Source organism: Micromonospora sp. U21 (assembly GCF_018070045.1).
Lineage (GTDB): Bacteria > Actinomycetota > Actinomycetes > Mycobacteriales > Micromonosporaceae > Micromonospora.
Genome location: NZ_JAGPYK010000001.1, coordinates 25,613 through 40,370 on the forward strand (window position 1 = coordinate 25,613; position 14,758 = coordinate 40,370).

The window sequence follows — 14,758 nt, forward strand, 5'->3', positions numbered from 1 at the left end:
CCTCCGCGGATGCGATCCGCGCGCCCGGTCGGGCTGCTCCTCTCCGCCGCCGCCGCCGTGCTGCTCTGGGCGATCGGCATGACGGTGCTGCAACCGCTCACCGAGCCGGTCGGCCCCTGGTCCGAACGGCTGCCGGGCAACAACGCCTACTGGGCACGGGACCTGCGGTTCGCGGCGATCGTCGCGGTGGTGCTCGGGCTGGTGCTGGCCGGCCGCGGTCGCCTGCGGTGGACCGGACCGGCGGTGCTGCTCGGCGGTCTCTGGACCGCCGCCGACGTGGCGATCGACCGGGCCGACCCGACCGGTACCGGGTGGACCGTGCTGCTCACCGCCGGCGGGTGCGCGACGCTCGGCGTGCTGGTGGCTGCCCTGTGGTGGCGGGAGCGCGGCGCACCCCCGGCCGGTACGGACCGGTGGGCGCTGACCGGCGCGGCCTGCGTGGCCGGGGTGCTGACGATGGTGGCCACCGGCATCGAGTCACCGACCGACCGGGAGCCGGAGCTGAACCCGGCGGCCTTCGCCACCGGCGTGCTGCTGGTCGCCCTGACCATCGGCGCCGCCCTGGCGGCGGCCCCGTCCCGCACCCGGGCCCGTTGCGTGCTGGCGGCCGGGCTCGGCGTGGCGGCCGTGTCCGGCGTCGGACTGATCCGGACGATCCCGCCCGGCCCGCGGGCCCTGCCGGAGCTGGCCCTCGGGGCGGTGCTGCTCACCGGGGTCACCCTGTTGGCGTGGGACTGGCCGGGTGGGCGGCCGGCGTGGCGGCGTCACGCGGTGGCCGCCCTCGCCGCGCTGGTGGGGCCGACGGTGTTGGTGCTGGTGGTGGCCATCGTCATGATCGTGCTGCTGCCGATCGGCGCGATGTTCACGGCGCTGGCCGGCAACAGCCCGATCAACGCGGCCGACTCCGACGTGCTGGTATCGCTGATCGGGTTGCTCGCCGGGCTCGGGATGGGGTTGCTGCTGGCGTGGCCGCCCGCGCTCGGCTACCGTCCTGACCCGTCGTCCCCGCCCGGGCCGGTCGCTCCGGAGGGGCCGGACGGGCCCGCCGGTCGGCGGCCGGCGAGCGCGGAGCGCCGGTAACCGTAGAAGGCGTAGATGAGCACGCCGATCACGAACCAGACGGCGAAGCGCAGCCAGGTCTCCGGTGCCAGGTAGGTGATCAGCCAGACCGAGAAGAGCGCGCCGATCGCCGGCACCACCGGCATACCCGGCAGCCGGAACGTGCGCGGCGCGTCCGGGCGGCGGTAGCGCAGCACGATCACCGCGATGCAGACCACCACGAAGGCGAGCAGGATGCCGATGTTGGTCAGCTCCGCCGCCTCCCGGATCGGCAGGAAGCCGGCGATCAGCGCGGAGGCGCCCCCGACGATCCAGGTGACCCGGGTGGGCACCCGGCGGACCGGATGCAGCTTGCCGAACCACGCCGGCAGCAGCCCGTCGCGGCTCATCGAGAACCAGACCCGGGTCACGCCCAGCATGAAGGTGAACATGACGGTCAGGATGCCGATGATGGCGCCGACCGCGATCACGCTGGCCAGTCCGGACAGGCCGACCGACTCGAACGCCGAGGAGAAGCCGCTCTCCGCGTCGATGTTCCGGTAGTTCTGCATCCCGGTCAGCACCAGGGTCGCCAGCACGTACAGCACCATCGAGATGACCAGCGACCAGATGATCGCCTTCGGCATGTGCCGGCGGGCGTCCCGGGACTCCTCGGCGGCGGTGCTCATCGCGTCGTAGCCGAAGACGGCGAAGAAGACGGTCGCCGCGCCGGTGAACGCCCCGCTCAACCCGAACGGGAAGAACGGCGAGTAGTTGGCCGTCCGGATGTGGAAGAAGCCGACCACGATCACCAACAGCACGACGGCCACCTTCAGCCCGACCACGAACGTCTCGAACCGGGCGGCCGTCTTGATGCCCTGATTGAGCAGGAACGCGATGAACAGGCAGAGCACCACCGCGAAGAGGTCGACCACGTGCCCGTCCCCGGTGCCCGGGGCGCCGAGCATCCAGGCCGGCAACTCCGCGCCCAGCTCGCCGATGAGGAAGCCGAAGTAGCCGGAGATCCCGATCGCCACCACCGCGACGATCGCGGTGTACTCCAGCAACAGGTCCCAGCCGATGAACCAGCCGACCGCCTCGCCGAGCACGGCGTACCCGTAGGTGTAGGCCGACCCGGCCTTGGGGATCATGCCGGCGAACTCGGCGTAGGACAGCGCGGCGGCGGCGCTGGCCAGGCCGGCGATCAGGAACGACACCAGCACCGCCGGGCCGGCGGTCTCGTTGGCCACCGCGCCCGCCAGCGCGAAGATGCCGGCGCCGATGATCCCGCCCACCCCGATGGCGGTGAGCTGCCACAGCCCGAGCGAGCGGGACAGCCCTTCGGTGCTCTCGTCCGCGATGTCCTCGACCGGCTTGCGGCGGAACACCCCGCTGCCGCCGGGACTGGCACCCGTGGAGGTCATCGTCGTCCTCCTTTCCGCCGCGCCCCGCGCGCGGCGCGTGCCGTCACTGTTACCCCCGACAGCGGCGAAGGTCAATCAATTGCTTTCCTGGCCGCCTCACTCCACGACCGGCAGCACGACCTCGTTGCGGCGCAGGAACCACGGCTTCCACGGCGGGTCGAACCGGGCGTACCGGATGGCGCCGGTCGGTTGCAGCCCGGCCGCGGTGACCGACCGGCCGAGCATGGTGGCCCGCTGGCTGAACGCCTTCTCCGTCCACCGCCCGGAGAAGCGCATCGCCGCCGCGAGCTGCGCCGGGACCTCCCGGATCCGCACCCGGGGGTCCACCGGCTCGGGCAGGGTGGCGGCGGTGAAGCTGGCCGGCATGACGAACTGGACCAGGTACGCGTCCGGCTGCTCGCCCTCCTCCTGGACCACCGGCGCGGTCATCGCGATCTTCTCCGTGCCGGTGGCCTCCTGCATCACCGGCGCGGTCATCCCGATCGGGTGCCGGGCCCGGTTGGCGCCCCCGATGTAGGCGGCCAGCGGCCGGAACGCCTCCATCGGGGCTCGGGTGAACGACGCCTGGATCTGCATCTCGGCCACCAGGTGGGCCGGGTACCGGCGCAGCTCGAAGCCGGGGTGTCGGGACACCACCCGGTACGGCTGCTGCTCGGTCATCGCGCGCTCCCAGGATCTCCTGGGACAGACGCTACCGCCCGTCCGGCCCCCGCTCGGCCGAAGTCGGCTCCTGCGCCCCGGGGGTGACCGCCCGCCCGGTCAGCCGCCAGTACTGCCGCTTGCCGTCGTCGCGCAGCACCACCCCGATCCGGCCCAGCTCCCGGCGCAGCTCCCGGGCGTCGTCGCGCCGGTCCCGCTGGATCGCCCGCTCGCGGGCCCGCAGCAGGGCGTCCGCCCCGGCGGGCAGCCCGGGCAGGTCAGGCACCCAGAGCCGGTACGCCGACCGGTTCGGGTCGCCGTCCGCCCACCCCCAGCCGTGCGTGCGGAACGCCGCCGCCAGCCGGGTGCCCGGCAGGTCCGTCGACTCCCGGACCAGCTCCGCGCCGTCGGCGTCGAGCAGCACCAGGTCTCCGCTGTCGACGAAGACCACCCGGGTCTCGGCCCGCGTGACGTGCCGGTCCTCGCCGGCGCGGCGCAGCCGGACCTGCGCCGCGTCGACGGTGACAGCCAACCGTTCGGCGGTGCCGACCCCGGCGAGGACCAGACCGGCCAGCGCGCCCACCGCTGCCGTGCCGGCGATCGCCTGGTGCTCGGGCAGCCGGTCCAGCAGGTTGAACAGCCACTGCACGGGCGCCCAGGGCAGCCCGGCGACCCAACCCGCCACCAGTGCCAGCAGGCCGCCGGCGCCCGCACCGAGCAGCGGGCAGCCGGCCCAGAGCACGACCAGCTCGACCGGCCCGCCGGTGACGGCGGTACGCGGGCCGTAGCCGTCGCCGGCCATGCTCAGGACACCTCGCGGCGCAGCGTCCGGACCAGGCCGGCGGCCAGCGGCAGGACCATCCAGACCAGCAGGGACACCGCCATCCGCCCCCACTGCTCGCCGGTGACGGCGTCGCTGCTGAACAGCGGTTCCATGGTCTTGCTGGTGTCCAGCCATTCGGACGGGCCGCGCAGCGGCCGGACCACCTCGCCGAGCACCCCCCAGAGGGTGGGCAGCAGCAGGTAGCCGACGATCGCCAGCGGCGGGTTGAGCAGCAGCAGACCGAAGGCGGCACCCATCAGCACGCCCGTGACCTGGAGGATCACCGCGTTCAGGATCAGCGACGCGTCGATCTGCCAGGTGCCCGCGCCGCCGGTGGCGGACGCCACCAGCGTCCCGGCGGCGGCGACGGCCAGGCTGGCCAGCACCGAGGCGAGCGAGGTGAGCACCACGGCGATCAGCTTCGCGACCACGACCCGCTCCCGGCGGGGCACCAGGGCGTACGTGGTGAGGGCGGTCCGCTGTGACCACTCGCTGGTGATCGACAGGATGCCGAGCACCGGCAGCAGCACCCCGATCGGCAGCAGCGACGGGGTGAAGAAGTTGACGAAGGTCTGCTCGGCGTCCCTGGCGTAGATCAATTGCAGGGTGACGATCACGGCGGTGATCAGGCCGATGGTGATCAGCAGCCAGCGGCCGGCCCGGGTGTCGACGAGCTTGCGCAGCTCCACGGCGGTGAGTCGGAGCAGCGATGGGCGGCGTACCGGCGCGTGTTGCCGGGGTGCGACGGCGCCGGCGGCGGGCGCGGTGGTGGTGGTCATCGGACGGCCTCCTTGGTGGATTCGCCAGCGGTCAGGGTGAGGAAGAGCTGTTCCAGGCCACCGCCGTCGGCGGGGCGCAGCTCGGCGAGCGCGACGCCGGCATCGGCCGCGGCCTGGCCGACCGCCTCGGCGTCGGCCTGCACCAGCAGGCCGTCGGGGCTGTCGGCGGCGGTCAGGCCGGCCGCGTCCAGCGCCCGGCGCAGCGCCGCGCCGTCGCGGGCCCGGACCAGCGTGCCGCCGCCGGCGAGCAGCTCGTCCTTGTTGCCCTGGGCCACGATCCGGCCGCCCCCGATCACCACCAGCCGGTCCGCGACCGCCTCCACCTCGCGCAGCAGGTGGGAGGAGAGCAGCACGGTGCCGCCCCGGTCGGCGAAGTCGCGCAGCAGGCCGCGCATCCAGAAGATCCCTTCCGGGTCCAGGCCGTTCGCCGGCTCGTCGAGGATCAGCACCCGGGGGTCGCCCAGCAGCGCCTGTGCCAGGCCGAGCCGCTGGCGCATGCCCAACGAGTACGCCCGTACCCGCCGCTTGGCGGCCACCGCGTTCAGCCCGACCAGGTCGAGCTTCGCGGCGACCTCCCGCCGGTCCAACCCCATGGTGTACGCGGACAGTGTCAGCGCCTCGCGGCCCGTGCGCCCGGCGTGCTGGGCGGAGGCGTCCAGCAGCACCCCGACCTCCCGCCCAGGGTTGGGCAGCTCCCGGTACGCGTGCCCCGATACGGTGGCGCGGCCGGCGGTCGGCGCGGTGAGCCCGCAGATCATCCGCATGGTGGTGGACTTGCCGGCGCCGTTCGGGCCGAGGAAGCCGGTGACGGTGCCCGGCTCGCACTGGAACGACACGTCGTCCACCGCCGGGTGTGGCCCGTATCGTTTGGTGAGGTTCTGCACGGTGATCATGTCGTCGAGCGTGCCCGCGCCGCCCGGCCATCCGCTGCGGCCACCGGTCGGCGCCGCACCGACCTTGGTCGACGCGAGGGTCTCGACTTTGGTAGCTGGTCGCGGCGGCGATCGGCTGCCTAGCATGGCGTCGTGACCAGCCTCGCCGTGCCGGAACACCCCTGGCTGCTGCCCGGGGCGCTGGCCGACGCGGCCAACCCGGACGCGGCGACCCGGCGGCCTCGCCGCACCACCCGGGACTGGGCGGTCGACACCCTGGCCTTCCTGTTCTCCCTGCTCTGGGTGCTGTTCGTCACCGCGGATGCCCTGTCGCCCGACCCGGCCGTCACGCCCCCGCTGCCGCACGACTGGATGATCGGCGCGGACGCGCTGCTCGGGCTGGCCTGCTGCGGGCTGCTCTGGCTGCGCCGGCGGTGGCCGCTCGGGCTGTTGGTGGCCACGACACCGCTGACGCTGTTCTCGATGGCCTCGGCCATCCCGTTGGTGATCCTCTACTTCACCGTGGTGGTGCACCGGCGCACCGCCGTCGCGGTGGCGATGACCGGCGTCGGTCTGGTGACCAACATGGTCTTCAGTTGGCTGCGCCCGGACCCGGGCATGCCGTACTGGGCCACCGCGACGTGGGGCGTGGTGATCAGCTTCGCCGTGCTGGCCTGGGGGATGTTCGTACGGGCCCGGCGGCAGTTGATCGTGTCGCTGCGTGATCGGGCCGAGCGGGCCGAGGCGGAGCAGCAGCTGCGGGTCGCCCAGGCCCGCCACCTCGAGCGCACCCGGATCGCCCGGGAGATGCACGACGTGCTGGCCCACCGGATCTCGCTGCTCAGCCTGCACGCGGGCGCGCTGGAGTTCCGCCCGGACGCGCCCGCGGACGAGGTGGCCCGGGCGGCCGGGGTGATCCGGGGCAGCGCACATGCCGCTCTCCAGGACCTGCGCGAGGTGATCGGTGTGCTCCGGGCGGAGGGCGACGGCGACGCCCCGGAGCCCCCGCAGCCCACCCTCGCCGACCTGCCCGCCCTGATCGCCGAGTCACGGGCGGCCGGGGTACGGGTGAACGTCACCGACAGCGTCGTCGCAGCGGGGGACGTGCCGGCGGCGCTGGGGCGGGCCGCGTACCGGATCGTGCAGGAGGGGCTGACCAACGCCCGCAAGCACGCCGCCGGCGCAGCCGTCACCGTGGAACTCGCCGGCGGGCCCGGCACCGGATTGACCGTGGCGATCAGCAACCGGTGGCCGGTGGGCACCCCGACCGGGGGTGAGCTACCGGGCGCCGGCACCGGCCTGGTCGGCATCACCGAGCGGGTCACCCTCGCCGGCGGGCGGTTGGCGTACGGCCGGGACGACGCGGGCGACTTCCGGTTGGCCGCCTGGCTGCCGTGGCCGGCGTGACCGGGATCCCCGGCGAGACCGGGGCCGGTGCGGGTGTCACCCCGGTCCGGGTGCTGATCGTGGACGACGACGCCCTGGTCCGGGCCGGGCTCTCGATGATCCTCGGCGGCCTGCCGGACCTGATCGTCGTCGGTGAGGCGGCCGACGGCGGCGAGGTGCCGGCCGCGGTCGCCGCGTACGCCCCGGACGTGGTGCTGATGGACATCCGGATGCCGCGGGTGGACGGGCTGACCGCCACCGAGACGCTGCGCGCCCAGCCGCACCCGCCGGAGGTGCTGGTGCTGACCACCTTCGACGCCGACGAGCAGGTGCTGCGGGCGCTGCGCGCCGGAGCGGCCGGATTCCTGCTCAAGGACACCCCACCGGTGGACATCGTCCGCGCGGTGCGCCGGGTGGCGGCCGGCGAGGCGACGCTCTCCCCGACGGTGACCCGGACGCTGATCGCCCACGTGACCGCCGCCGCCCCGGGGCCGGCCGGCCCCGACCCGCGCCGGGAGCGGGCACTGCGGCTGCTCACCGGGCTCAGCGAGCGGGAGCGGCAGGTGGCGGTCGCGCTGGGCCGGGGCTGCACCAACGCGGAGATCGCGGGGGAGTTGTTCATGAGCGTGGCGACGGTGAAGGCGTACGTCTCCCGGCTGCTGACCCGGCTCGACCTCAACAACCGGGTCCAGGTGGCCCTGCTGGTGCACGACGCCGGCCTGGTCTGACGTTACACTCATTGTTGAGTGTTCCAGCGTTGGAAGTATCAGGGGTGACGGCATGGACGGCTTTGTGGGGCGAGATCATGAGCTTTCTCTGCTGAACGGCATGCTCTCCCGGGTGGAACGCGGTGGTCGGGCTGGTCGGCCGGGTCGCGCCCTCCTGATGCGCGGTCGCCGACGCGTGGGCAAGTCCCGACTGGTGGAGGAGTTCGTCGAGCTGGCAGACGTGCCGCACCTCTTCTTCACCGCCTCGGCGCAGCCGACCGTCGCCGCCGATCTCGCGCTGTTCGTGGAGGCTGCGGCCACCTCGACGCTGCCGGGCGCCCAGATGCTGCGCGAGCAGCAACCACGGACCTGGGACGCGGCCCTCACCCTGTTGGCCGCCGCGCTGCCGACCGACCGGCCCAGCGTCGTCGTCCTGGACGAGATGCCGTACCTCATCGCGAGCGACCCGGGCTTCGAGGGAACGCTGCAGAAGGTGTTCGATCGCGAGCTGTCCCGGCGGCCGGTCCTGCTGGTCTGCGTCGGATCGGACCTGGCGATGATGGAGGCGTTGAACGACTACGGCCGGCCGTTTCACCAACGAGCCACGGAGATGGTCATCCCGCCGCTGAGCCCGGCCGACGTCCGCGACATGCTCGACCTTCCCGCCGCCGACGCGTTCGACGCCTACCTGGTGTCGGGCGGTCTCCCGTTGATCCTCGACGAGTGGCCGCGTGGCGCACCGGTTAACGAGTATCTGACCGGCGCGGTACGGGATCCGACCTCAGCCCTGCTGGTCAGCGGCGAGCGCGCGCTGGCGGCCGAGTTCCCGCCCCAGTCGCAGGCGGGACTGGTGCTGCGGGCCATCGGATCCGGCGAGCGAACCTTCTCGCTGATCTCCCGGGCGGCCGGAGATCTTCCACAGGCATCGCTGACTCGGGCGCTGCGCCTGCTGACCCAGAAGCGCACGGTGGAGGTCAGCGTTCCTTTGTCGACGAAGCCGTCCCGGGAGACCCGGTACGCGGTGGCCGATCCGTACCTGCGCTTCTGGCTGTCGTTCCTGGGGCCTCATCTCTCCGAGATCGAGCGAGGCCGGGGTGACCTGACCTTCAACCGGATCGTCACGTCGTGGGCATCCTGGCGGGGGCGGGTGATCGAGCCGGTCGTCCGGGAGGCGCTGCGCCGGCTACCCGGCGACCTTCTGCCGGCGGAGGCGGCGGTGATCGGTGGCTACTGGACCAGGACCAACGACCCGGAGATCGACGTGGTCGGCGCCGATCGTGGGCCCGTGGCCAGTCGTATCCGCTTCGTCGGCTCCATCAAATGGCAGGAGAAGCGGCCCTTCGACGCGCACGACCTTGGCCGACTGCTCCTGCACCGGTCCCGGTTGCCCGGCGCCGACGAGACGGTGCCGGCCCTGGCCGTGTCGCGTAGCGGCGCCGCCGTCGAGGGGATACCCGTGTTGTCCCCGGAGGATCTGCTTACCGCGTACGGATTTTGAACTTTCGTCCGGTGTCGGCCGTACCACTGCCCGAGGATGTCGGTGCGGCTGGTCCGCCGTATCGCTGCCGAGCTGCGGGAGGCCTGCCGTGCGTGTTGGTGAGCAGTCGACGGATCCCATCGATCAGGTACTGGGTGAGGTGCCGGTGCCGGCACCGCTGACACCCGAGGACGTCCGGCTCGCGGTCCGGGCGGTGGTCGTGCACACCGCTGAGGAGTGGCCCACCGGGCCGCTGTGCCGCAACGACGGTGCCTCCTACCCCTGCCGTCTGCACCGCTGGGGGCGGCGGGTACTCGAGACACACGGGCTCAACGAGCGACAGATCGAGGCGTTGATCCGGCACGGCAACCCCTTCGTGCACGTGCCCTTCCCGTTCACCGCGACCGGGCCGTCCTCCGCCCGTCCCGCCGGCTACTCGGCCCAGACCGCGCGCACCAACGGGCTGACGGTGCGACACCCGGCCGCGCGGGTCGTCCCACCCGGGGTACGGCCCACCGCTCCCGGCCGGCCGGTGACTCCCCCCGTCACCGCGCCGCGCTGGCCCCGGGCGAGCTGAGCGCGCCACCCCCCGCCAGCCCGTCCCGGGGCGACACGACGCCGGCCCGACGCGGAGGTTCCCCACCCGCGCCGGGCCGGCGTCGTGCTGTCCGAGCCTCAGTCGTTGCCGGCCCCGATCCCGCAGTCCGGCGCGGACCAGCTCGTCGTGTTCGAGCTGCTGTCGCTGTTGTTCTCCCGCCGCGAGTCGACGTGCACGTGGTCGTCGTGGTCCGGGTAGCCCGGCCCGTAGAGACCACTGAAGCCGTTGTTTCGCGCGCTGCGGGCGACCTGGCACAGCGACGACGTCCGCGAGGTGACGTCGGCCGCGTTGCCGTACAGGTGCTGGCTGTCCGACGCGCCACCGACCTGGTTGTTGCAGGCCCGGCTGCGGAAGCCGCTCGAGACGTAGAGCGGCTTGTCGCCGAGGCCCTTGCGCAGCGCCTCCAGCTTCCACATGGTGCGCAGCGCGTTCTGCTTGGTCTGGCTCGCCGACAGCGGGCCGCCGCTCCACCCGCCCCGGCCGCACCCGTCGTCCAGCTCGCTGTAGCTGAAGTGCGCGGGCGTGCAGTCGTCGTCCTGGAGCTGGTACAGCTTGGCGAAGGTCTGCGGGCCGGCGATCCCGTCGGCACGCAGCCCGTACGCCTGCTGGAACCGCTTGACCGCGGCGGCGGTCTTCGGCCCGTAGATCCCGTCGATCTCGACGATGTCGCGGTACCCGGCCCAACCGGCCACCCGGATTTGCAACTGTCGGACGTCGCTTCCCGAGCGCCCCTGGGACAGGGTGCGATCCCAGGTGTAGCAGCCGTCCGCGTGCGCCGCGGGCGCGGCGACCACTGAGGCGATCGCGGCCCCGGGCAGCGCCAGAGCGAATGCGACGGCAGCTCGCTTCAAGGTGTTTACGCGCACAGAAGTCCTCCCGATAGGAGAGCGAATGGGGTGGCCTCCGGGACATCGACCGGGACGTCCCGTGATTTCCACCCTCGCACTGATCAGTGCGGTTGGCGGCAATTAACGAGAATTGTCCTCACGATTGGCCTTCCCTGGGTATCGCCCGGGAATTCGGATGATTTGTGAAACAGCCATTCACCCCCGATCACCCCGCCGACGGGCAACCGCACCGAACGTCGCAATCAGTCACACCGAGGGTGATGTTCCTCGGTCAGTGGCGGCCGGTAACGTCAGCCTCGGGCGGCGGACTGGCGGAGGTGCGGGTGGCACGCGGTGGCGTCTTCTGTGTCGAGGGCCAGTGGCACCGAGACCTCAACGAGCGGGGTTCCGTGCTGCCCACCCTCGAGTTGCTGGAACGGCTCGGCAAGATCCGCTTCATCCACAAGGACGCGGCCACCCGCGACGAGCTCTTCTACTTCCTGGACCGCTGGCTGCTCAAGCAGTACGCCGACCACCGGGTCGGCTTCTTCGCCATGCACGGCGAGCCGAGCCGTCTCTGCCTCACCGACTGGCAGTCCGTGGAGTTGAACGAGGTGGCCGAGTTGATGGCCGGCCGCTGCGAGGGGCGCCGGCTCTATTTCGGCAGTTGCTCCGTGCTGCGCGCGTCGGACGCGGTGCTGCGCGAGTTCCTGGAAGTCACCGGAGCCGCGCTGATCTGCGGTTTCACCCGGGAAGTCGACTGGGTCGAATCGGCAGCTTTCGAAACCGTCCTGCTCGACGTGCTGGCCAATGGTCAGCGGCACAATGCGGCCGAGCTGCGGATGGGCTCGGCGCACTGGGCGCCGCTCGCCTCGTACCTCGGGTTCCGGGTGATCTACGCCAACGGCCGGGCCTGGCGCCCCGCCGGTCGACCCCGGGTGCCGGCCCAGGCGGTGCACCGCGCGGCCCGGCCGGACTGACCCGCCGCCGCCGCGTCGCGGTCGCCCTGGTAGGAACGGATGATGGCGCGCAGCATCGCGAAGAACACCCGGGTCGACCGGGACACCCTGCTCGACTTCCTCCGGCCGCGACACCGCGTCGTGCTGATGACCACCCGGGCAGACGGTCGCCCGCAGTCCTCCCCGGTCTCCGCCGGCGTGGACGGCCAGGGCCGGCTGGTCGTCTCCACCTACCCGGAGCGGGCCAAGGTGACCAACATCCGCCGCGACCCCCGGGTCTCGGCCTGCGTGCTCTCCGACGACTGGGACGGGCCCTGGGTACAGCTCGACGGCACCGCCGAGGTGCTGGACCTGCCCGAGGCGCTGGAGCCGTTGGTCGAGTACTTCCGCAGCATCTCCGGCGAACACCCGGACTGGGACGACTACCGGGCGGCGATGATGCGCCAGGGCAAGTCGCTGATCCGGGTCACCATCGACGCCTGGGGCCCGATCGCCACCGGCGGCTTCCCCGCCCGGCTCGCCGACTGACCGCGGCCGACCCGCCGGAGTCAGTACGCGGCGGTGAAGCGGGCGTTCTGGTGCCGCGGCTGCTCGATCTCGTCGACGATCGCCACCGCCAGGTCCTCGTACGTCAGCACCGACCGGCCCTGGTCGTCGGTGACCGGCTGGTCGGTGCCGGTGCGGTAGTGCCCGGTGCGCTCGCCGGGGTGGAACTCCAGCGGGGGCGGCGAGACGTACGTCCAGCTCACCCCGTCGGCGGCGGTGCGGTAGTAGTCCAGGGCGTCAGCCTGGCCCAGCGACGAGTCCCGGTACTGCGCCGGGAAGTCCGGCTCGTCCAGGATGCGGGTGCCACGTGGGGTGAGCAGGGTCGACCCGCCGCCCAGGTGGATGATCCGCGGCGCGGCCGGCATCGGGCGCAGCGTGGTCACCAGGTTCTCCGCCGCGTTGCGCCACAGCTCGCGCCCGCCGCCGCCGATCGCCACGATCAGCGCGTCCGCGTCCGGCGCCAGCTCCCGGACGCTCCGCTCGCTGGTCGCGTCGCCGGTGACCGTCCGCACCCCGGCCGGCAGGTACGAGGTGGCCTCCGGGCGGCGGACGGCGGCGATCACCCGGTGCCCCCGGTCGACCGCCTCGGCGGTGATCCGCGACCCGGCGGTGCCGCCCGCGCCAAACACGACGATGGTGCTCACCAGCCCAGGCTAGGGACTGGGCCAGCCGCCCGTCGGTGGAACGACGATCCCGTCAGTCGACCAGGGCGGCGTAGACGAGCTGGCGCAGCTGGGAGCGCAGCGGGTACGTGCTCGACGGCATCAGCTGGGTGAAGAGCAGTGCGGTGATCTCCTCGGCCGGGTCCACCCAGAACGCGGTGCTGGCCACCCCGCCCCAGTAGTACTCGCCGACACTGCTCGGCACCCGGCTGGGAATCGGGTCGTCGACCACCGCGAAGCCGAGGCCGAAGCCGATCCCGTCGAGGGTGGTCTCGGCGAAGCCGCCGGTGGACAGGGTGCCCAGGTCCTGGCCCTCGGGCAGATGGTTGCGGGTCATGAAACGCACCGTGCGCGGCCCGAGCAGGCGTACCCCGTCCAGCTCGCCGCCGCGCAGCAGCAGCTGGGTGAAGCGGTGGTAGTCGGCGGCGCTGGAGATCAGGCCGCCACCGCCGGAGATCAGGGCTGGCTTGCTGTGGGCGAGCGAGCCGAGACCGTCGTAGCGGACCGCCCGGCCGCTGCGCGGGTCCGGCACGTAGAGCGCGGCCAGCCGCTCGGCCTCGTCGCCCTCGACCCACCATCGGGTGTCGGTCATGCCCAGCGGGCCGAAGATCCGGTCGGCGAAGAACGCGTCGAGGCTCTGCCCGGAGACCACCTCGACCAGCCGGCCGAGCACGTCGGTGGCGACCGAGTAACCCCAGGCGGTGCCGGGCTGGAACAGCAGCGGCAGCTCGCCGAAGGCCGCGCAGGCGCCGGCCAGGTCGACGTCCACCGGCGGGTACAGGTCGTAACCGGCCGCCCGGTAGAGCCCGTCGACCACGGAGGTCTGCATGAAGCCGTACGTCAGGCCGGCGGTGTGGGTGAGCAAATGCCAGACCCGGATCGGCTCGATCGCCGGCACGGTGTACGGCTTGAGCGCCGATCCCTTCGAGTAGACCCGCAGGTCGGCGAACTCCGGCAGCCAGCGGCTGATCTCGTCGGTCAGCTCGAAGCGGCCCTCCTCCCACAGCATCATCGCCGCGACCGAGGTGACCGGCTTGGTCATCGAGTAGATCCGCCAGAGCGTGTCGGCCTCGACCGGAGCGCCCGACTCCCGGTCCCGCAGGCCGTACGTCGAGGAGTGCGCCACCTCGCCGCGGCGGGTGACCACCACCTGCCAGCCTGCCAGCCGGCCGTCGTCGACGTACCGGCCGAAGTGCTCGTCGATCCGGGCCAGCCGCGCCGGGTCGAAGCCGATCTGATCCGGGTCCCTGCTCCGCGCCACACTCACGCCGCCGAACCTACTAGCCGGTACGCCGGTACCGGAAGGGGCCGCCGCCGACCGGCCCGGCCGGCTGTCGGTGGCCGGCACTAGCCTGGCCGGATGCCGGAGCTGACCGAGGACGCGACCTTCCGCCACGAGGACTGGTACGGCGAGGAGCTGACCGACCGGCACTTCGTGGGCTGCGAGTTCTTCCACGTGGACCTGACCGAGGCGGTGAGCCGCGGCGCGGTCTTCACCGGCTGCACGTTCGGCAACGTCCTGTTCAACGCCTCCCGGCACGTCGACTCCGCCTTCACCCGTTGCGTCTTCAAGCGGTGCAACTTCTTCGAGGTCGAGTTCACCGGCTGCAAGCTGGTCGGCAGCACCTTCACCCAGTGCGACCTGCGCCCGTTGACGGTGGCCGGCGGCGACTGGTCCTTCGTCGCGCTGCCCGGCGCGGACCTGCGCGGCGTCCGGCTGACCGACGTGCGGATGCGCGAGGTCGACCTGACCGGCGCCAACCTGACCGGCGCCACGGTGACCGGCGTCGACCTCTCCGGCGCGCAGCTGCACAGCTCCCGGCTCGGCGACGCCGACCTGCGCGGCAGTGACCTGACCGCGCTCGACCCGACGGTCGTCGAGCGGGCCGGCGCCATCGTCGACGCCGAGCAGACCGTGGTCATCGCGCAGGCGCTCGGCTTCCGGATCGGCTGACGCGAGGGCGCTCCCGATCGACCGACGTCCCCGTCCGGCGGGACCTGGCTGTCCGATACCGTCCGGT

16 protein-coding genes are annotated in these 14,758 nt (G+C 72.7%); 8 read left to right on the forward strand and 8 right to left on the reverse strand.

All coding sequences use genetic code 11. The features are described from left to right. The first annotated feature begins 9 nt into the window (after positions 1-9). A complete protein-coding gene (locus tag KBX63_RS00130) occupies positions 10-1,080 on the forward strand; it encodes a hypothetical protein (protein ID WP_210906559.1) in 1,071 nt (356 codons plus the stop codon). Here KBX63_RS00130 and KBX63_RS00135 read toward each other — a convergent pair. The 5 genes from KBX63_RS00135 to KBX63_RS00155 all read right to left on the reverse strand — a co-directional run bounded on the left by KBX63_RS00135 (position 984) and on the right by KBX63_RS00155 (position 5,596). After that, complete coding sequence (locus KBX63_RS00135; protein ID WP_210906561.1) at positions 984-2,462, reverse strand: amino acid permease; 1,479 nt, start codon at positions 2,460-2,462, stop codon at positions 984-986. The genes KBX63_RS00130 and KBX63_RS00135 overlap by 97 nt on opposite strands. Before the next feature lie 96 nt (positions 2,463-2,558). Then, the gene (locus tag KBX63_RS00140; RefSeq protein WP_210906563.1) at positions 2,559-3,122 is read right to left on the reverse strand and encodes a heme-binding protein; all 564 of its coding nucleotides are present in this window, start codon (positions 3,120-3,122) and stop codon (positions 2,559-2,561) included. Positions 3,123-3,153: 31 nt separating this feature from the next. Further along, positions 3,154-3,903 carry a hypothetical protein gene (locus tag KBX63_RS00145; RefSeq protein WP_210906564.1) on the reverse strand — a complete coding sequence of 250 codons (750 nt, stop codon included), beginning with the start codon at positions 3,901-3,903 and terminating at the stop codon, positions 3,154-3,156. 2 nt (positions 3,904-3,905) lie between these two features. After that, positions 3,906-4,703, reverse strand: coding sequence for an ABC transporter permease (locus tag KBX63_RS00150; RefSeq protein WP_210906565.1), 798 nt, complete (start codon positions 4,701-4,703; stop codon positions 3,906-3,908). Beyond that, positions 4,700-5,596, reverse strand: a complete 897-nt coding sequence (locus KBX63_RS00155; RefSeq protein ID WP_210906567.1) for an ABC transporter ATP-binding protein — start codon at positions 5,594-5,596, stop codon at positions 4,700-4,702. The genes KBX63_RS00150 and KBX63_RS00155 overlap by 4 nt, the downstream gene beginning before the upstream one ends. A gap of 132 nt (positions 5,597-5,728) precedes the next feature. On the opposite strand from KBX63_RS00155, the gene KBX63_RS00160 reads away from it, so the two are divergent. From KBX63_RS00160 to KBX63_RS00175, 4 genes are all read left to right on the forward strand, one after another. Further along, entirely contained in the window at positions 5,729-6,982 is a 1,254-nt protein-coding gene (locus KBX63_RS00160; RefSeq protein ID WP_210906568.1) for a sensor histidine kinase, read from the forward strand. Continuing rightward, positions 6,961-7,689 carry a response regulator gene (locus KBX63_RS00165; RefSeq protein WP_374102174.1) on the forward strand — a complete coding sequence of 243 codons (729 nt, stop codon included), beginning with the start codon at positions 6,961-6,963 and terminating at the stop codon, positions 7,687-7,689. The genes KBX63_RS00160 and KBX63_RS00165 overlap by 22 nt, the downstream gene beginning before the upstream one ends. Positions 7,690-7,741: 52 nt before the next feature. Further along, positions 7,742-9,166: a DUF234 domain-containing protein gene (locus tag KBX63_RS00170; RefSeq protein ID WP_210906572.1), complete on the forward strand. Its 1,425-nt coding sequence runs from the start codon at positions 7,742-7,744 to the stop codon at positions 9,164-9,166. Between the two features lie 88 nt (positions 9,167-9,254). Then, positions 9,255-9,722 (forward strand): hypothetical protein, encoded by a 468-nt coding sequence (locus tag KBX63_RS00175; RefSeq protein WP_210906574.1) that lies wholly within the window; start codon positions 9,255-9,257, stop codon positions 9,720-9,722. A 98-nt stretch (positions 9,723-9,820) separates the two neighbouring features. Here the strand turns inward: KBX63_RS00175 and KBX63_RS00180 are convergent, their stop codons facing one another. Then, on the reverse strand, positions 9,821-10,609 hold the full coding sequence (locus KBX63_RS00180; protein ID WP_210906576.1) for a D-Ala-D-Ala carboxypeptidase family metallohydrolase: 789 nt from the start codon (positions 10,607-10,609) through the stop codon (positions 9,821-9,823). 305 nt (positions 10,610-10,914) lie between these two features. Here KBX63_RS00180 and KBX63_RS00185 point away from each other — a divergent pair, with 305 nt between their 5' ends. Beyond that, positions 10,915-11,550, forward strand: coding sequence for a DUF6642 family protein (locus tag KBX63_RS00185; RefSeq protein ID WP_210906578.1), 636 nt, complete (start codon positions 10,915-10,917; stop codon positions 11,548-11,550). 42 nt (positions 11,551-11,592) lie between these two features. Beyond that, entirely contained in the window at positions 11,593-12,057 is a 465-nt protein-coding gene (locus tag KBX63_RS00190) for a PPOX class F420-dependent oxidoreductase (protein WP_210906580.1), read from the forward strand. Positions 12,058-12,077: 20 nt separating this feature from the next. Here the strand turns inward: KBX63_RS00190 and KBX63_RS00195 are convergent, their stop codons facing one another. Both KBX63_RS00195 and KBX63_RS00200 read right to left on the reverse strand, forming a co-directional pair. Beyond that, positions 12,078-12,719 carry an NAD(P)-dependent oxidoreductase gene (locus KBX63_RS00195; protein ID WP_210906582.1) on the reverse strand — a complete coding sequence of 214 codons (642 nt, stop codon included), beginning with the start codon at positions 12,717-12,719 and terminating at the stop codon, positions 12,078-12,080. A 52-nt stretch (positions 12,720-12,771) separates the two neighbouring features. Continuing rightward, on the reverse strand, positions 12,772-14,004 hold the full coding sequence (locus KBX63_RS00200; RefSeq protein WP_210906584.1) for a serine hydrolase: 1,233 nt from the start codon (positions 14,002-14,004) through the stop codon (positions 12,772-12,774). A gap of 93 nt (positions 14,005-14,097) precedes the next feature. Here KBX63_RS00200 and KBX63_RS00205 point away from each other — a divergent pair, with 93 nt between their 5' ends. Next, positions 14,098-14,691 carry a pentapeptide repeat-containing protein gene (locus KBX63_RS00205; protein ID WP_210906586.1) on the forward strand — a complete coding sequence of 198 codons (594 nt, stop codon included), beginning with the start codon at positions 14,098-14,100 and terminating at the stop codon, positions 14,689-14,691. Positions 14,692-14,758 lie beyond the last annotated feature (67 nt).